This is a genomic window from Amycolatopsis lexingtonensis, assembly GCF_014873755.1.
Taxonomy (GTDB): domain Bacteria; phylum Actinomycetota; class Actinomycetes; order Mycobacteriales; family Pseudonocardiaceae; genus Amycolatopsis; species Amycolatopsis lexingtonensis.
In genome coordinates this window covers 10,137,779-10,155,893 of sequence record NZ_JADBEG010000001.1, presented here as the reverse complement: position 1 = coordinate 10,155,893, position 18,115 = coordinate 10,137,779, and the positions used below count along the sequence as shown (strand labels likewise).

Below are 18,115 nucleotides of genomic sequence, written 5' to 3'. Positions count from 1 at the left end.
ACACGCTAGGCTGATCACACACCCCCCTCGGGGTGCCGGGATGTGGCGCAGCTTGGTAGCGCATCCGCTTTGGGAGCGGAGGGTCGCAGGTTCAAATCCTGTCATCCCGACCATGGTTCGAGGCTTCGCTTCGCGAGCAGCGGCGGTGTAGTCACACCGCGTCGAAGCCGCCGGGTGCGTCCTGGCCCGACAGGGCCGCCACCATCGCCGCGCGGGTGCCCACTCCGAGTTTCGTGAAGATCCGCCGCATGTGGGCCGAAACCGTGTACAGGCTGATGTCGAGCACCCGGGCGATCGCGCGGTTCGTGCAGCCCTGCGCCACCATCCGGGCGACCTCGTGCTCCCGGGGGCTCAGCAGGTCGTGCGCCGCCGGCACCACCGGCACGAGCAGGCAACGGACACCCATCTCCGTCACGTCCAGCAGCGGCCGCCGCCCGGCCGAGTCCGGGTCCGCCAGCTCGGCGGCCCGCCTGACCAACGCTCTCGCCAGGCCTCGGACGGTCTCGTCGTCGCTCACCGCCGGACTCCTGGCTTCGCGGCGCCGCACCGGCGTGTGCACGGCTGCCACGGCCGACAAACTCGTCGTCATCGACGTTCCCCCCGGTTCCCCGACCACTCCTCCGCTCCAAGCAAACCCGGAAACCGGCTGCCGCGCATCGTCGATTCGTGTGACAACGACCGACTAGCCGATTCGGGCCCGCCACGGACGTGCGACTACTCGTCCCGGCCCGGACAGCGTGCACTGGGTGCTCGACGAGAGGGGAACGCAATGAGCCGTCGTTACCCGGCCGTGGATGGCGAGCTGGAAGACGAACTGATCCGGGAGGTGGAGGCGGAGCTCGAAGACGAGCTGGAGGCCGGCCTCGGCGAGTTGGAGAGCGAGTTCGAAGACGAAGGCGAATACGGCGAGCTGGCCGGGGAGCTGGAGGACGAGCTCGAGTACGAGGACGAAGACGAGTACGAAGACGAGTACGAAGCGGAAGCCGAGTTCGAAGCGGTCGTCCGCGAGCTGGAGATGGAGTTCGAGCTCGAGGACGAGGGCTTCAGCAATCCCGCCCGGCGCGTCTACTCCGATGCGGAAATGCTGGCGCAGCTGGCTTTCCAGGCCGAAAACGCGGAGAGCGAGCAGGAGGCCGAAGCGTTTCTCGCCGCACTCGCGCCGCTCGCGTTCCAGGCGGCGAAGTGGGCTCTGCCGAAGATCATCAAGCACGGCCCGCAGCTCATCCGCGGCGCGGTCAACCTCGGCAAGAAGCTGTGGCGCAACCCGGCCACGCGGCACGCCGTCCGCCACGTGCCGCGAATCCTCGGCCAGACCGCGCGCGACGTCGGCCGCCGCTACGCCGACGGCCGCCCCATCAACGCACGCTACGTCAGCCGACGGCTGGTCGGTCACGCCGTGGATGCCGCGAGCGGACCGCACCGCGGCCACAGCCACGGCCGCGGCGGCGGCGGCGGTCACAGCCACAGCCACCGGCAGCGCCCGCAGCAGCCGCGGCGCCGGCAGCACACCGCCCGGCGGGCCCAGACGCGCTCCGGCGCGGGACGGCGCAAGGCGTGCGGCCGTGCCCGCCGCCGTTGAGCCACGCCCCGTCCGAACCGGCGCCGCGGCCGTGCCCACCGGGTTCCGGCGAGCACGGCCGACGGCCGGGGAAAGCCTGGCGGGGTGGGCGCGGACCCAGGTCACCAACGCACGCCGACACACCGATGCGTTGCGGCCCTTCCGGTGGGAGGAGTTCGGCGACCCGGCGACCGGGCCGAGCCGGGCGCACCTGGTCGCGGTCAACCGGATGATGACGACGTTGCGCGGGCCGCTGCGCGCTTCGGTGCGCGCGGTCGACCGGGCCGCCGTCGAGCCGGTGGACCCGGCGGAGCTGCTGCGCGCCAAGTCGCGGGCGCACCACTGGGTGCGCGCGACCGAGCAGATCTGGAACTTCTACCTCGACCTGTTCAACCAGCGGCAGACCGCGTTCGCGCCGTGGCTGGTCGCCTGCGACCGGATCGCGCTGGACTGCTACCAGTACGCCTACCTCGGTCTCGGGCGCTGGCGGCCGATCCCGACGCCGCCGCCGTTCTGCTACCTGCGTCACGGCGGCGGCCCGGCGACGTCACGGCGCGGGATTCCGTTGCGACGGCTGGGAAACCGGCTGAACCCGTTTCCGCTGATCCAGCTGCCGTACCACCGGCTGGTGAACCCTTGGACGCTCGGCGCCGTGCTGCACGAGGTCAGCCACAACCTGCAGAACGACCTCGGGCTGGCCCGGGCGATCCCCCTGCGGGTGGCGACCCGGCTCACCGAAGCGGGCGTGCCGCCCGAGGTGGTGGCGGTTTGGGTCCGCTGGAACCGTGAGACGTTCGCGGACTTGGCCGCGGTGTCGCTGGGTGGCCCGGCGGTGGTCGGCTCGCTCATCGACGTCATCGGCCGAACCGGCCTGGAAACCCTGGGCTTCTCGCCCCGCGCCGTACACCCGGTGCCGTACCTGCGGGCGAAGCTCTCGATCGAGCTGTTGCGGCGCATGGGTTTCCGCCGGCACGCGGACTCCTACGCCGAGCTGTGGCGACGGCTATACCCGAGCGCCAAGCTGTTCGGAGCTCCGGACGCGCTGCAGGCCACGGCCGCCACGGCGATCCCGGCGGTGGTGGACGCGATGTGCTTCACGTCGTACCCGTCGCTCGGGCACCGGCCACTGGCCGCGGTACTGCGGTTCGAGCCCAAGGAGCAGGCGATGATCGAAGAAGCCGCCGAACGCCTCGCCGACGGCGTCTCGCCCGGTGTGGTGCCGGAACGCTTCCTCATCGGCGCGGTCCGGTTCGCGCTCGACCGGCGGATGGCGCCACCCCGGCGGCTGGTCGGGTTCTTCATGGAGGAGCTCGGGAGGAAGTCACGATGACGTTCCGCGCCGAAGTCGCCGACCTGCGGGCCAAAGTCGCCCTGCTCGCCGACGCCTGGCACGGTCTCGAACTGGCGGTGTGCGAGGACCGCCCGCCGGGTGACGGGCTCGCCGTGGCCGACCACCTCGGCGACATCGCCACCGAGGGCACCGCCGAACTCCTCGCGGCGGCGCGCACACCCGCCACCGCCGACGGCCTGTACACCACGGCCACCGCGCTGTTGTGGATCCGCCGCCGGATCGACGACGAGTACCGCTCCCCCGCCACGGTGACCGCGTTGCTGCGCGGAGCCCGGGAGCGGGAGACCGAATGGCGCGGGTGGGTGAAGGGCGTCAGGCGTGGCGCCGACCGTTGCGTCGACGCGTTGCGGGACGCGGAAGACGCGATGCTGCGGTGCTGGCGAGAAGCAGTGGAACTGGCCGTACTCGACGGATGTGGGGCAGACCGATGAACACCGAACAAGACCGCGGCGCTCAGCTGCCGCACGCGCAGGAGGTCGACACGGCGTACCCGTCGTCGGTCCGGCCGTATCCCTCGTCGCCCCCGGCGGGCAAGCTGGCCGAGCAAGCGATCAGCGACGTCCTCGGCTGGAAGTGGCGCGATGGCGACACGAAGGGCTTCGTCGCCGCGCTGACCGGCAGCTTCGGGCTGTCCGAGGTCGGGGGGCGCACCGAGGCGAAGTGGACCCCGCGCGGGTACGCGATCCAGGCCGACCTGGGCGCGGTCACCGGCGGTCAGGCGTCCCTGGCGGCCCGCGCCCGCAGCGCGGCGAAAGACGCGCTCGCGTTGCTCGACGCCCTCCGTCCACTGCGGACGAACGCGGATCCCGACAACGCCGAAGGTCTGCGGGCCCTCGTCCGGCACGACCTCGAGCAGATCCGCCAGGAGCTGGAGAGCCCGCTCATCCGCGTGCCCCGCGTCGACCAGCTCTTCGCGCTGCTGCTCGGGCAGACCGGGGCGTCGAGCGCACCGGACGGCACGGAAGCGGACACCGTGGGCGGCCACATCGGCCGGCTGCGCGACGAGTTCGGCCTGACTTCGCGCGAGGTCAACACGATCGAAGAGGAGCGCATCCAGACCTCCTTCATCACGCTGGTGGACTGGGTGGTGTCGCTGCACCGCGGCTGGCTGGACTCCCGCAGCCGGATCGACCCGTTCTCTCAGCCCGCGACCGGGCAGCCGTACTTCGGCCCGGCCGTGGTCGCGCTGTCCCAGCTGCTGGCGGCCACGGCGGCGCAGGTCGACGAAGTCGTCGCGATGCTGCAGTCGGTGTTCATACAGCAAGAGGACCTCGAGGTGCTGCGGATCCCCGACACCGACGGCGGCACGATGTCGCTGGGCGGCCTGCTGCGCTGGGTCCACGACTTCGCCGCCGTCGAGGGCAGCCAGCTCATCGAGTCGGCGGGCAAGGAGGGCGTCGGGTCGGCGTTCCTGCAGGTCGCGACCCAGCTGCAGCGGCTCGTCGCGAAACTGCCGCGGTCGTGCCCGAACGGCGACAACCGCGACGTGCCCGGCAATTTCCGCGCCACGCTGCCGCCCGGCTTCTTCAGCCCCCGGGTACAACGCGCCATCGACGAGCTCGACGACCACCTGCAGGAGATCGTGCGGATCGCCACGCCGATCGGGACCCCGGGGCCGTCGCCCACCACCGGATCGCGCGAGCGGAACGGCGCCGAGCAGGCTGAACCGCCCGAGGCGGAAACGTCGAAGGCCCAGCAGCCGCGCAAGCCGCCCGGCCAGTAACCGAACCGCAGGGGAGGGACACCATGGGAACCGAAAAGGAATACCGGGAACTGTTCGACCGCGTCGCGGCGCTGCGCGGTCAGGTGGCCGGCAAGCTGGCGAACGAGCTGGGCAGCGACCCGAAGCTCGGCGACGCCGTGCTCAAGCAGCTCGACGACATGCTCACCGCGGTCGAGACCGAGCAGCGCACCCGGCCCGGCCCGGCCGACGGTGGGATCGCGTCGCTGGTCGGGCTCGGCGACGCGAGCGCACCCGACCTCGGGCAGACCAGCATGCCGCCCGGCGTCGACGCCTACGATGAAACCGTCGCGTCGGAGCGCGTCATCGCCGTCGGCGACCTGTACTACCTCTACCAGCACGAGCGGATCGGGGTGTTCCGCGTCGTGCAGAAGCTGCAGGAGCTGTTCCAGCGTGGCGCGATCCGGCTCTCGGACGGACCGGGCGCGTTCGGGCTCTACCGGTTCGACCGGCGCGACGTGCTGCGCTACACCAAGCGGGACCGGGTCAGCGCGTACCGGCGGGTGCTCGGCTACGGCCGGGGACCGGGCTCGGCGAACGCGCGGCCGAACACCGACTTCCACCAGCTGTTCACGCAGTTCGGCAACCAGGTCGCGCTGTTCTGGCGGGACAAGCGGATCTCCGACGTCCTCCGGGAACGGGCCTACGACCCGAGCTTCGGCAGTGTCGCCGTCGTGCGGCGCAGCGGGCTGGACCTGCGGAACAACCTGAAGTTCACCTCGTACGGCCACCTGAACGTGCTGCGCGTCGAGGTGATGCAGCTGTTGACCGAGGCGTTCCGGATCCTGGGCGCGGAAGACGTCCTCGACCTGTTCGGCGCGACGAACGCGTGGGACACCGTCGACGAGGTGCTCATCCGCTACTTCGACGAACGGCTCGTCTCCTCGCCGAGGCAGCGGATGGCCGTCACCGGGCGGCAGGTGCTGCGCTGGCTCGCCGCCCCGCACATCCTGGAGACGACCCGCTCGGAGTTCGAGGCACTGCTGCTGGAGATCGCCGAGCCGGCCGAGGAGTGGATCACGTCCGCGCAGTCACTGCGGCTGGCGGAGCGGACGAGCACACCGGGCGTGCTGCCGATCGACCGGCAGCACCCGGCCGGGGTCGCGGCGACCGGACCCGCCCGGCGGCCGGTGACACCGCGCCGCAACGGCCACCGGCCGGGGGTGGTGGCCCTCGCCCGGCGGAACTGACCCCGCCTGGCGGTCCGCCACCGCGGCGGGGCGGGACACCCCGGCCCGCTGCGCCCGGCCTCGGGGTCCGCTACAACCGGGTCAGCCACTCGGTCACGGTCTCGGCGATCAGGCCCGGCTGGTCCTCCGGTGTGTGGTGGCCCGCCACCACCGGGTGGTGGGCCACCTCCATCGCCGCGAAGTTCGCCGACATCCAGTCGATCATCGGCGGGGTCAGCATCGTGTCCGGGCCCGGGTCGAACGTGATCAGCAGCTTCGGGACGTCCGGGGAAGCCGCCAGCCAGTCGTCGAACGCCTCGATGCGGGACACCATTTCGGGCGGCTCGCCACCCAAAGGCATCGAACGGGCCCACCGCAGCAACGGGATCCGGGACTCCGGTGTCGGGTACATGGCTTCGTACTCCGGTGGGAGCGCCTTCAGGAACATCTCGATCATCGGTTCGCCCGCCCCGGGTGTCTTCAGCGCGCGGAACACCTCCCTTCCCACCGGCGGGAACTCCTCCCACGTCATCGGCTTCAAGACCGCTTCCGTGAAGACCAGTCCGCGAACCCGCGATGGGTGCCGTGACGCCCAGTCCGCCGCCAGCGCGCCGCCCCAGTCGTGACCGACCAGGACGACGTCTTCCAACGACAGATCGTCGAACCACTCGGCCAAGTAGCGCGCGTGGTCGGCGAACGAGTAGTCGATCGGCGGCCGCGGTGAGGCGCCCATGCCGATCAGGTCCGGGGCCAGCCTGCGCTCCGGCACCGCCGGAACCACGTTGCGCCACAGGTGTGCTGACGTCGGGTTGCCGTGCAGGAACACGACCGGCGCACCTGCTCCGACGTCTACATAGGACAACTGGCTCACTTGAACGCCACCGCGTTGCGGGCGGCCCACTCCGTGAAGGAGCGAGGTGGCCGGCCCAGCACCTGCGAGACGTCCGGGCTCACCCGCTGCTCCGCCGGAGACGGCGCACCCAGGATGTCCAGCGTCGCCGCCGCCACCTCGGGTGGCATGAAAGCCACGAACGAGGAAAACGCTTCCTCGCGCGTCTGCGGGACGAACCGCACCGGCTCCCCCAGCGCCTCGCCGATCGCCGCCGCTTGCTCGCGGGGAGAAATCGGGGCCGGGCCCGTCAGCTCGTACGTCCGGCCCGCGTGCGAGGCGTCCACGAGCGTCGCCGCGGCCACCGCCGCGATGTCCGACGGGTCGATCACCGGCAAGCCGACGTCGCCGAAGGGAGCCACCACCTCCCGCGCGGCCCGCACGCTTTCCGCCCACTGCACCGCGTTCGACGCGAACCCGCCGGGACGCAGGATCGTCCACTCCGGACCTGCCGCCCGTACCGCGTCTTCGAAGGACGCAGGATGACGGCCCGTTCCGACACCCTGCGACGACAGCAACACCACCCGCGCCCCGCCGACCTGGTCCAGTACCGGCTCCAAGGGCCCGCGGAAACCCGGTGGCAGCAGCAGGAACACCGCCGACGCCCCGTCGAAAGCCGGCCGCAACGATGCCGCGTCCGACAAGTCGGCTCGATACGGCCCGCCGCGGGACACCGCCCGCACCTCTTCACCCGCCGCCGTCAGCGCCTCCACCAACGGTCGTCCGACATTGCCCGTAGCTCCGGTAACAACGATCATGCGGACGACGCTACATTCCGACGTATAGTAGGTACCTAGAGGAAAGTAATGACTGGAGGCCCGAAAAGTGACCAGGACCACACCCGAGCTGGCCTGCCCGATCGCGCCGGTCGTGGACATCGTCTTCAGTCGCTGGACCACGCCGATCCTGTGGGCGCTCAACGAATACGGGCGCCAGCGGTTCGTCGAACTCGAACGCCGCATCGCCACCATCACGCCGAAGGTGCTCACCCAGCGGCTGCGCCAGCTGGAGCGCGACGGCCTGGTCGTGCGCACCTACCACGCCGAGGTGCCGCCGCGCGTGGAATACGAGATCAGCGAGCTGGGGCGCAGCCTGGGCCCGCTGTTCGCGAGCCTCAGCGAGTGGTCGGCCAACCTCGACGAAGTGGAAAAGGCCCGCGCGGCCTACGACGCCCGAAGCTCGGCGAGGTAGGCCGCGGCCACTAGGCACAGGGAACGGCTATCGCGAAAGGTCCAGGTAGTCCAGGTTCGCCGGGCCGTCCGCGGTCGTCGCGGTGAGCTGCACGGTGTGCGCGCCCGACGTCAGCGACACCGGCCGGGTGACGGTGCTCCACGTCGTCCAGGCGCCGGTCGGCGGGAACGGGACGTCCGTGGCCACCACCGTGCCGTCGACCGTGATGTCGACCGGGCGCGCCGCCGTCGTGCCGTTCGCGTAACCGAACGTGAGCGCCGACGCCGGACCGGTGACCTGCCATTCGACGTAGCTGCCGACGGCGTTGGCGCCGTTCGCGAAGCCGGTCCCCGAGAAGCCCGCGTGGTTCGCGTCCACCGTGCCGCCCGCGGAGAGGGTCGCGGACTCGGCTTCGTAGCGAGAGCCCCGGGAAGACAAGCGGTACAGCACCGTCGCGTGCGAGGGCACCGACGCGCTGATCGTGCCCGTGGTACTCCGGACGGCCTTGCTCCACAGGTCTTTAAGCGAATAGGAAGACGCGCTGCCGATACCGGTCGCGGCCGCGGTCGTGCTGATCGTGGCCGTCGCGGCCGTTTCGTTGGACAGCGCCACCGCACGGTCGCCGTTGGCGAGCACCTTGCTGTAGACGACGAGTCCGCCGTTCGCGCTCAGCACCGTCGCCTGCTTGCCCAGCGGGTCCTGGTCGAGCGCGATCACGTCGGTGTTCTTGAGGATCGCGAAGCTGTCGTCGGACACCTTCCGCAGATCGCTGCCGATGAGCAGCGGCGCCGCCATCATCGCCCACAGGCTGAAGTGCGTGCGGTACTCCGCCGCGGTCATGCCGCCGTTGCCGACCTCCAGCATGTCCGGGTCGTTCCAGTGCCCGGGGCCGGCGTACTGCGCGAGCCCGCGATTGGTCTGGGCCTTGCCGATCATGCTCGACCACTTGTCGGAGATGTCGCCGGTGGTGCGCCACAGGTTCCCGACGGGTGCCGCCCACGTCCACGGCTTGCTCTGGCCCCACTCGCAGATCGAATAGGCGATGGGACGGCCCGACTTCGCGAGCGCGTCCCGCATCGCCTTGTACCGCTGCTGCGCGTCGACGCCCTGGTTGTTGCAGTTGTCGTACTTCAGGTAGTCGACACCCCAGGACGCGAAGAGGTTCGCGTCCTGCTGCTCGTGGCCCAGCGCGCCGGGGAAACCGGCGGTGTTGCACGTCTTCGTCCCGGCACTGGTGTAGATGCCGAACTTCAGGCCCTTGGCGTGCACGTAGTCGGCGAGCGCCTTGATGCCGCCGGGAAACCGCGCGGGATCCGGCACGAGGTCGCCCGCGGAGTTGCGCGAGGGCAGCGCCCAGCAGTCGTCGATGTTGACGTAGGTGTAGCCGGCGTCCTTGAGGCCCTTGCTGACGAAGATGTCCGCGATGCCCTTGATCATGGCTTCGTTGAACTCGGCTCGGCACTGCGTCGAGTTCCAGTTGTTGAAGCCCATCGGCGGCGTCCGGAGCAGCCCGTTTTCGAGGGCCGACGCCGGAGGCGAACCCAGGACGAGACCGCTTGCCGCGATCGCGAGCGCGGCGGCCGCGCTCGCGATGCGCCGGAGTGAAGACATGCGTGCTCCCGGAGGTGAGTAGGGCGACCTCCGGTTAGTTAAGGATCCTTCCAATCAGCTCGTCAAGACGTGCTGCATGAAACATCAGATATTATCCCGGTCACCGACACGGCGAGGGCAGTTCCTCCACCAGCCAGGCGTGCAGCTGCCGGGCCGCGTCGGCCACGTCCTCCCCCGTCTTCAGGGTCAGGACCGGCACCCGCGGCGCGGCGATCGCCGCGCCGAACAACCGCAAGTAGGCACCGACGGTCGTGAGTTCGGCGTCCGTGACGGTCTCCGACAGCTCGTCGAACTCGACCTCCGCCGGATCGGCGAGCACGACGCCGGTCGCCCCGGCCGCGTCAGCGACGGCGGCCGCGAGCAAGGCCCCCGAACCGGACCCGAGCACGACGAACGGCTCGCCGGCCGCCTGCTCGCGGATCGCCTCGGCCGCCGTCGCGACCAGCGTGTCCAGGTCGGCCGGTGCGGAGGTCTCGCCGTCGAAGCCGGGCGCGGGCAGCAGCCACGCCTCGCGGACGCCGTCGAACCGCGCGGTGATCTCTTCGCACCACTGCGTCGAGCCGGTGAGCGTGCCGAACGCGAAGAGCAGCGGCCGGGACGCGCCCGTCGCCACGCGCCGCGGCCGCGGGGCCCACGGGGCCGGCGGCAGGAACTGCGATGCCGCGGCGAGGAACGTCCGGAACTCCGCCGTGCGGCCGGTTTCCCGGGCGGTCCGGAACAGGGCGCCCAGCGAGCCGCCCGCGTCCGGCGCGGACAGGGAGATGTTGGCCAGGAGGTGCTCGGTCAGCTCGGCGACGGTCGGGTAGTCCCAGACGAGCGCGGCGGGCAGCTCGAGCCCGGTCGCCGCGCTGATCCGGTTGCGCAGCTCGACGACGCCGAGGGAGGTGAACCCCAGGTCGGCGAACGCGGATTCCGGCTCGACCGCGTCGACGGACGGGTGCCCGAGCGTCGCCGCGACCTCCGCCCGCACCCAGCCGAGCAGCCACCCGTGCCGGTCGGCGGCCGGGAGGTCCGCCAGGCGCCCGGCGATCGGCTCGGTGATCGGCTCAGTGATCGACTCGGTCACCGGCAGCTCGCCCGCTTCGGGCACCACGCTCTCCGGCAGCACCATGTCGAGCCAGTACCGGCTGCGCTGGAACGCGTAGGTGGGCAGGTCGACGCGGACGGCACCGGGGAAGAACGGCGCCCAGTCCACGTCAGCACCAGAGGCATGAACAGTGCTCAACGCGGTGAGCAGTGCTCTCTCTTCAGAGCGATCTCGTCGCAGAGCACTGATCGCGGTTCCGTCGATCATCGCGCTCAGCACACCGTCCGGCCCCAGCTCCAAGAACACGTCGACACCGGCGGCCTTGAGCGTCGACACGCCGTCGGCGAAGCGGACCGTCTCACGCACGTGCCGCACCCAGTAGTCCACAGTGAACGGCTCCGCGAGAGCGCCGCTCACATTCGAGATCACCGGAATCGTCGCGGGGCGGTGCTCCAGGGACTCAGCGACCGCACGGAACTCGTCGAGCATGGGATCCATCAGCGGCGAGTGGAACGCGTGGCTCACCGTCAGGCGCTTGGTCTTGGGGAACTGCGCCGCGATGGCCAGGACCGCGGCTTCGTCGCCGGATATGACGACTGACTCGGGGCCGTTCACCGCGGCGATCGACACACCCTCGGTCAGGGTGATGGCCGACTCCGGGGCGGCGATCGAGACCATCGCGCCGCCGGGCGGGAGAGCCTGCATCAGGGAGGCGCGAGCGGCGACCAGGCGGCAGGCGTCCTCGAGCGAGAGGACTCCGGCTACGTGGGCGGCCGTGATTTCGCCGATGGAGTGCCCGGCCACGAAGTCCGGGCGGATGCCAAACGATTCGACCAGGCGGTAGAGGGCGACTTCGACAGCGAAGAGTGCCGGTTGGGTGAACTCGGTGCGGTCTAGCAGCTCGGGGTCGGTGAAGGCGTTGCGGAGCGAAGGGGTGAAGTGGGCGAGGACCTCGTCGAACGCTGCGGCGTAGACGGGGAAGCGGGCGTAGAGGTCCTGCCCCATTCCTACCCGCTGCGCGCCCTGGCCGGTGAACAGCACCGCCAGGCGACCAGGCCGCTCGCGGCCGGTGACGACGTTCGGTGCGGACCGGCCGTCGGCCAGTGCCGTCAGCCCCGCCGAAAGCTCCTCGACAGTGGCGCCATGGACCACGGCCCGGTGCGCGAACCGGCTCCGTGAGGAAGCCAGAGACAGCCCGACGTCAGCCGGATGCTCGGTGACCCCCAGCAACTGAGCGGCCTGCGCCCGAAGCGCCGCCTCCGTGCGCCCGGACAACACCCACGGCAGTAAGCCGGCTTCACCACGTTCCACAGCAACCGGCTGCGAGACCGGAGCTTGTTCGAGGATCGCGTGCGCATTGGTCCCGCTGACGCCGAACGACGACACCCCGGCCCGCCGCGGCCGATCGGACACCCATTCGCGCGCCTCCGTCAGCAGCTCGACCGATCCGGCCGTCCAGTCCACATGGGACGACGGGGTGTCCACGTGCAGCGTTGGCGGCAGGACGCCGTGCCGCATCGCCATGATCATCTTGATCACGCCGCCGACGCCGGCCGCGGCTTGCGTGTGGCCGATGTTGGACTTCAGCGAACCGAGCCAGAGCGGCGTCGAACGGTCCTGGCCGTAGGTCGCCAGGATGGCCTGGGCCTCGATCGGGTCGCCGAGCGTCGTGCCGGTGCCGTGGCCTTCCACGACGTCCACTTCGGACGGCTGCAGCCCGGCGCCGGCCAGTGCGGCGCGGATGACCCGTTGCTGTGACGGGCCGTTGGGGGCGGTCAGGCCGTTCGACGCGCCGTCGGAGTTCACCGCCGTGCCGCGGACCACCGCGAGCACCGGGTGGCCGAGCCGCCGGGCGTCGGAAAGCCTTTCGACAGCGAGGATTCCCGCGCCTTCGCCCCAGCCGGTGCCGTCGGCGGCGTCGGCGAAGGACTTGCAGCGGCCGTCGGCGGCGAGCCCGCGCTGACGGCTGAAGTCGATGAACACCCCCGGCGTCGAAAGCACGGTGACGCCGCCGGCCAGCGCGAGGTCGCACTCCCCCTGCCGCAGCGACTGGCACGCCAGGTGCAGTGCCACCAGCGACGACGAACACGCCGTGTCCACGGTGAGCGCCGGGCCTTCCAGCCCGAACGCGTACGCGATGCGGCCGGACACCACGCTCGCCGAGCTGCCGGTGCCGAGGAAGCCGTCGACGCCCTCGGGCACGGCGAGCGGCCGGGACGCGTAGTCCGAATACATCACGCCGGTGAACACGCCGGTCCGGCTGCCGCGCAACGACTCCGGGTCGATGCCCGCGCGTTCCAGCGCCTCCCACGACGTCTCGAGCAGCAGCCGCTGCTGCGGGTCCATCGCCAGCGCCTCGCGGGGCGAGATGCCGAAGAAGCCCGCGTCGAAGTCGGCGGCGTCGTAGAGGAACGCGCCTTCCTTGGCGTAGCTGGTGCCGGGGTGGTCGGGGTCGGGGTCGTACAGCGCGTCGAGGTCCCAGCCGCGGTCGTCCGGCAGGCCCGCGACGGCGTCGCGCCCCGCGGCGACCAGGTCCCACAGGTCTTCGGGGCCGCGGACGCCGCCCGGGTAGCGGCAGCCGATGCCGACCACGACGATCGGGTCGCCGTCCACCCGGCGCGTCCGCACCGCCACCTGCGACGACTCCCCGGAAACCCGTTCGACGACGTATTGGGTGAGCGCCTGCGGGTTCGGGTGGTCGAAGACGAGCGTCGCCGGCAGCCGCAAGCCGGTCTCGGCGGCGAGCCGGTTGCGCAGTTCCAGCGCGGTCAAGGAGTCGAAGCCGAGTTCCTTGAAGGCACGAGCCGGCTCGACCGCGGCGGCCGAGCCGTACCCGAGCACGCCCGCGACCAGGCCGCGGACGAGTTCGAGGACCTGGCGGGTCCGGTCGTCCGCACTGAGCCCGGCCAACCGGTCGGCGAACGACGACTTCGCGACCGCCGCCGCAGCCTGGCGGCGGGCGGGCGGCAGCAAGCCGTGGAGGAGCGCCGGTGTCACCGGCTGACGGCGCAAAGCGGCGAGTTCCAGCTTGACCGGTGCGAGCACGGCCTGGTCAGCGGCGACCGCCCGGTCGAACAGCGCGAGCCCAAGCTCGCTGGTCAACGGCGTCATGCCCGCGCCCGCCATACGGTGCAGATCGCCCTCGGCGAGGTGGCCGGTCATCGAGCTGGCTTCGGCCCAGAGTCCCCAGGCCAGGGCCACCGCGGGCAGGCCATGGGCGCGGCGGTGCTGGGCGAGCGCGTCGAGGTAGGCGTTCGCGGCGGCGTAGTTGGCCTGACCCGCACCGCCCATGGTGGCGGCGAAGGACGAGAACAGGACGAAGGCGGACAGTCCCGAAGTGAGTTCGTGCAGGTTGAGCGCCGCGTCGGCCTTGGGCCGCAGTACCGCGTCCAGGCGCTCCGGGGTGAGGGATTCGACGACGCCGTCGTCGAGGACACCGGCCGCGTGCACGACCGCCGAAACGGAGTGTTCAGCCAGGACCGCCGCCAGCTGCGCGCGATCGGCGACGTCGCAAGCGATCGCGGTCGCGGTGGCGCCCAGTTCCGAGAGTTCGGCGACGAGTTCCGGTAAGGGGCCGCGGCGGGACAGCAGGAGCAGCCGCCGGACGCCGTGCCGAGTGACGAGATGCCGGGCGACCAAACCGCCGAGCAGGCCGGACGCGCCGGTGATCAGCACCGCGTCGTCGCCCCACGCGGGCGCGATGTCCGAAGTGGATGCTCGCGCCAGCCGCGGGACGTGCCACTTGCCGCCGCGCAGAGCCAGTTGGGGTTCCCCCGCCGGCAGTTCCGCCGGGACCTGGTCGGCGTCGAGCAGCACGAACCGGCCGGGATTCTCGGCCTGGGCCGAGCGCACCAAGCCGGTGACGGCTGCGGCGGCGAGGTTCGGGACGTCTTCGCCGCCGACCGAGACCGCGCCCGAGGTCACGACGACCAGGAGTCCCTCGTCGGCAAGCGATTCCTGCAGTCGCGCGAGGACCGCCGTGGTCGTCTCCCGCACTGTCCCGTCCGGAACGCGGAACACGGTGAACTCGCTGGTCAGCTCGGCGCCGGTCAGCTCGGGCCAGGTGACTTCGAAGAGCGCGTCCGAAGTGGACTCGGCCTTGGCGGGTGTCCGCAGCGTCAGCGACCGGACCTCGCCGACCGGGGCACCGGTCTCGTCGGCCAGCGTCAGCGAGACGGCGTCGCCGGACCCCGGCGTCAACGTCACGCGCAGCACGGTCGCACCGGACGCGGTCAGCGAGACGCCGCTCCACGCGAACGGCAGCTTCGGACCGTCCCCGCCCGCGGACAGTGCCCCGAACCCGGCCGCGTGCAAAGCCGCGTCGAGCAGTGCCGGGTGCAGGCCGAACCGGGCCGCGTCGCCGCGCAATGCCTCGGGCAGCTTGACCTCGGCGAAGACCTCGCTCCCCCGCGTCCAAACCGCGCGCAGCCCACGGAACGCCGGACCGTAGTCGACACCGGTAGCCGCCATAGCCGGGTAGAAGCCTTCGATTTCGGCCCGCTCGGCCCCCGCCGGCGGCCACTCCGATGCGTCACTTTCACGTGAAAGTGACGCCTCGGTCAGGAGGCCGGTCGCGTGACGGGTCCACGGGGTGAACTCGTCCGGGCGGGAGAAGATGGCGAGTTCGCCGTCCTCGCGCACCGAAACCTGGAGGTGCACCCCGCCCGTGGACGGCAGCACCAGCGGCGTCTCGAGCGTGAGTTCGTCGAGGGTGCGGCGGCCGACCTGGTCACCGGCGCGGATCGCGAGTTCGACGAACGCCGTGCCCGGCAACAGGACCTCGCCGCCGACGCGGTGGTCGGCCAGCCACGGGAGACTGTGCAGGGAAAGCTTTCCGGTGAGCACCGCGCCGCCGGAGTCCGCGAGCCCGACCACGGCGCCGAGCAGCGGGTGCTCCGCCGATGTGAGCCCGAGGCCACCGGCATCACCGACCGCGACCAGCCGCGGCCAGTACCGCTCGTGCTGGAACGCGTACGTCGGCAGTTCGGTGCGCCGCGCGCCGGGGAAGGCGTCGTCCCAGCGGACGTCGACGCCGTGCACCCAGGCTTCGGCCAGCGAGGTGTGGAACCGGGCGAGGCCACCTTCCCCGCGGCGCAGGGTCCCGAACGCGGCGTCCCCGATCGCCATGGTCAGCACGGGGTGCGGCGAGGCCTCGACGAACGCCCGGAAGCCCTGGCCGGTCAGCGCCGTCACGGCGGTGTCGAGCCGGACCGGACGACGGAGGTTGGTGTACCAGTACTCGGCGTCCAGCTCGGTGCCGTCGAGCCAGTCACCGGTGACCGTCGAGAAGAAGCCGGTCGTGGCTTTCGCCGGCCGGACCGGGGCCAGAACTTCGAGGAGCCGCTCGCGGATCCGTTCCACCTGCGGCGAATGCGACGCGTAGTCCACCGGGATCCGCTTCGCGCGGACGTCGTCGGCGGCACAGGCGGCCATCAGTTCGTCGAGCGCGTCCGGTGTCCCGGAGACGACGACCGCGGCGGGACCGTTGATCGCGGCGATCGACAGCCGCTCGCCCCACGGCGTGATCCGGGCCGTCACCGCGTCGGCGGGTTCGGCGAGCGAGACCATGCCGCCCTGCCCCGCCAGCTCCAGAATCGCCTGGCTGCGCAACGCGACCACGCGAGCACCGTCCTCAAGGGACAGTGCACCCGAGACGACGGCGGCGGCGATCTCGCCCTGCGAGTGCCCGACGACCGCGGCCGGTTCGACGCCGTACGAGCGCCAGAGTTCCGCCAGCGACACCATCACGGCGAAGAGCGCGGGCTGCACGACGTCGACGCGTTCCAGCATCGCTGAGTCACGGATGGCGTCGGTCAGCGGCCAGTCCACAAAGGAGGAGAGCGCCATCGCGCACTCGTTCATGCGGGCGGCGAAGACCGGCGATTCGGCGAGGAGGTCCACGGCCATCCCGGCCCACTGGGAACCCTGGCCGGGGAACACCATCGCGACCTTCCCCGCGGCAGCCGTCCCCTTGACGACGGCGGGCGCGGGAAGATCTTCGGCCAGCGCCGCGAGCCCGGCGGCCAAGCCGTCACGGTCACCGACGACCACCGCGCGGTGGTCGAACGCGGACCGGGTCGTGGCCAGCGAAAGCCCGATGTCGCCCACTGACCCGGCGACGCCTTCGAGCGCGGCCGCCTGGGCGCGGAGTGCCTCGGCCGACCGGGCCGACAGCACCCAGGGCACGACCTGCCCGGGCTCGTCGGGACCGGCGACGGGGAGGTCCTCGGCCGGAGCTTCCTCCAGGATCGTGTGCACGTTGGTGCCGCTCATGCCGAACGCCGAGATCGCGGCCCGGCGCGTCCGCTCCGACGGCCACTCGCGCCGCTCGGTGAGCACCTCCACCGCACCGGCGGACCAGTCCACTCGGGACGACAACTCGTCGACGTGCAAGGTCTGCGGCAGAACGCCGTGGCGTAGGGCCATGACCATCTTGATGACCCCGGCGACCCCCGCGGCGGCCTGGGTGTGGCCGATGTTGGACTTCACCGAACCGAGCCACAGTGGCGCTTCCCGGTCCTGGCCGTAGGTCGCGAGCAGCGCCTGGGCTTCGATCGGGTCACCGAGAGTCGTGCCGGTGCCGTGCGCCTCGACCACGTCGACGTCCGCAGTGGACAGACCGGCGTCGGCGAGTGCGGCCCGGATGACCCGCTGCTGCGACGGGCCGTTCGGCGCGGTCAAGCCGTTCGACGCGCCATCGGAGTTGACCGCCGAACCGCGGACGATCGCCAGCACCGGGTGGCCGTTCCGGCGAGCGTCCGAAAGCCGTTCCACCACGACCATCCCGCTGCCCTCGCCCCACGACGTGCCGTCGGCGGCTTCGGCGAACGCCTTGCACCGGCCGTCGGCGGCCAGGCCGCGCAGCCGGCTGAACGCGATGAACGAACCCGGCGTCGGCAACACGGTGATGCCGCCCGCGAGCGCGAGGTCGCACTCCCCCTGCCGCAGCGCCTGCACCGCCAGGTGCAGTGCGACCAGCGACGACGAACACGCCGTGTCGACGGTGAGCGTCGGTCCCTCCAGCCCGAACGCGTACGCGACGCGTCCGGAAAGGACACTCGCCGCGTTGCTCGTGGCGAGGTGCCCTTCGAGCGCCTCGGCGGCGCTGAGCATGAGAGTGCCGTAGTCCTGGCCGTTGGAGCCGACGAAGACGCCCGTCCGGCTGCCCTTCAGCGACGGCGGCCGGATGCCCGCGTGCTCGAAGGCTTCCCAGGACGTCTCCAGGAGGAGCCGCTGCTGCGGATCCATGGCGAGGGCCTCACGAGGTGAGATGCCGAAGAAGCCCGCGTCGAAGTCGGCGACGCCGTCGAGGAAACCGCCCTCGCGCACGTACGACGTCCCGGGCGTCTCGGGGTCCGGGTCGTACAGCGAACCCAGCTCCCAGCCACGGTCCTCGGGGAACCCGGAGATCGCGTCCCGCCCGCCGTCGACCAGGTCCCACAGCTGCGCCGGGGTCCGGACGCCGCCGGGGAACCGGCAGCCGAGGCCGACGATCGCGATCGGCTCGGGTGTCTGCGCTTCCTGGAGCCGCCGGCGGGTGTCCTGAAGATCGGCCGTAACCCGCTTGAGGAAGTAGCGGAGCTTTTCCTCGTTGTCCAT

11 protein-coding genes and 1 tRNA gene are annotated in these 18,115 nt (G+C 71.5%); 7 read left to right on the top strand and 5 right to left on the bottom strand.

All coding sequences use genetic code 11. The annotated features are described in order from the left end of the window. The first annotated feature begins 36 nt into the window (after positions 1-36). Positions 37-113, top strand: a tRNA-Pro gene (locus H4696_RS46690). Between the two features lie 38 nt (positions 114-151). Here the strand turns inward: H4696_RS46690 and H4696_RS46685 are convergent. Then, complete coding sequence (locus H4696_RS46685) at positions 152-589, bottom strand: helix-turn-helix transcriptional regulator (protein ID WP_086857995.1); 438 nt, start codon at positions 587-589, stop codon at positions 152-154. A gap of 180 nt (positions 590-769) precedes the next feature. Between H4696_RS46685 and H4696_RS46680 the strand changes: the two genes are divergently transcribed. From H4696_RS46680 to H4696_RS46660, 5 genes are all read left to right on the top strand, one after another. Continuing rightward, positions 770-1,579 (top strand): hypothetical protein, encoded by an 810-nt coding sequence (locus H4696_RS46680; RefSeq protein WP_086857994.1) that lies wholly within the window; start codon positions 770-772, stop codon positions 1,577-1,579. 130 nt (positions 1,580-1,709) lie between these two features. Then, positions 1,710-2,888 (top strand): hypothetical protein, encoded by a 1,179-nt coding sequence (locus H4696_RS46675; RefSeq protein WP_225956007.1) that lies wholly within the window; start codon positions 1,710-1,712, stop codon positions 2,886-2,888. Then, positions 2,885-3,340, top strand: coding sequence for a hypothetical protein (locus tag H4696_RS46670; RefSeq protein WP_086857992.1), 456 nt, complete (start codon positions 2,885-2,887; stop codon positions 3,338-3,340). Before H4696_RS46675 ends, H4696_RS46670 begins: the two co-directional genes overlap by 4 nt. Then, a complete protein-coding gene (locus tag H4696_RS46665; protein WP_225956006.1) occupies positions 3,337-4,632 on the top strand; it encodes a hypothetical protein in 1,296 nt (431 codons plus the stop codon). The genes H4696_RS46670 and H4696_RS46665 overlap by 4 nt, the downstream gene beginning before the upstream one ends. 23 nt (positions 4,633-4,655) lie before the next feature. Further along, positions 4,656-5,840: a hypothetical protein gene (locus tag H4696_RS46660; protein WP_086857990.1), complete on the top strand. Its 1,185-nt coding sequence runs from the start codon at positions 4,656-4,658 to the stop codon at positions 5,838-5,840. Positions 5,841-5,910: 70 nt separating this feature from the next. On the opposite strand, the gene H4696_RS46655 is transcribed toward H4696_RS46660, so the two are convergent. Continuing rightward, positions 5,911-6,690, bottom strand: coding sequence for a haloalkane dehalogenase (locus tag H4696_RS46655; protein ID WP_086857989.1), 780 nt, complete (start codon positions 6,688-6,690; stop codon positions 5,911-5,913). Further along, a complete protein-coding gene (locus H4696_RS46650) occupies positions 6,687-7,466 on the bottom strand; it encodes an NAD(P)H-binding protein (protein WP_086857988.1) in 780 nt (259 codons plus the stop codon). Before H4696_RS46650 ends, H4696_RS46655 begins: the two co-directional genes overlap by 4 nt. 67 nt (positions 7,467-7,533) lie before the next feature. Here H4696_RS46650 and H4696_RS46645 point away from each other — a divergent pair, with 67 nt between their 5' ends. Next, on the top strand, positions 7,534-7,899 hold the full coding sequence (locus tag H4696_RS46645; RefSeq protein ID WP_086857987.1) for a winged helix-turn-helix transcriptional regulator: 366 nt from the start codon (positions 7,534-7,536) through the stop codon (positions 7,897-7,899). Positions 7,900-7,926: 27 nt separating this feature from the next. Here the strand turns inward: H4696_RS46645 and H4696_RS46640 are convergent, their stop codons facing one another. Both H4696_RS46640 and H4696_RS46635 read right to left on the bottom strand, forming a co-directional pair. After that, entirely contained in the window at positions 7,927-9,489 is a 1,563-nt protein-coding gene (locus H4696_RS46640; protein ID WP_086857986.1) for a carbohydrate-binding protein, read from the bottom strand. 100 nt (positions 9,490-9,589) lie between these two features. After that, entirely contained in the window at positions 9,590-18,115 is an 8,526-nt protein-coding gene (locus H4696_RS46635; protein ID WP_086857985.1) for a type I polyketide synthase, read from the bottom strand.

Coding starts and splice junctions, on each gene's coding strand:
- H4696_RS46670 (WP_086857992.1), top strand. CDS start 2,885: ATGACGTTCCGCGCCGAAGTCGCCGACCTGCGGGCCAAAGTCGCCCTG.
- H4696_RS46650 (WP_086857988.1), bottom strand. CDS start 7,466: ATGATCGTTGTTACCGGAGCTACGGGCAATGTCGGACGACCGTTGGTG.
- H4696_RS46685 (WP_086857995.1), bottom strand. CDS start 589: ATGACGACGAGTTTGTCGGCCGTGGCAGCCGTGCACACGCCGGTGCGG.
- H4696_RS46640 (WP_086857986.1), bottom strand. CDS start 9,489: ATGTCTTCACTCCGGCGCATCGCGAGCGCGGCCGCCGCGCTCGCGATC.
- H4696_RS46660 (WP_086857990.1), top strand. CDS start 4,656: ATGGGAACCGAAAAGGAATACCGGGAACTGTTCGACCGCGTCGCGGCG.
- H4696_RS46665 (WP_225956006.1), top strand. CDS start 3,337: ATGAACACCGAACAAGACCGCGGCGCTCAGCTGCCGCACGCGCAGGAG.
- H4696_RS46680 (WP_086857994.1), top strand. CDS start 770: ATGAGCCGTCGTTACCCGGCCGTGGATGGCGAGCTGGAAGACGAACTG.
- H4696_RS46635 (WP_086857985.1), bottom strand. CDS start 18,115: ATGGACAACGAGGAAAAGCTCCGCTACTTCCTCAAGCGGGTTACGGCC.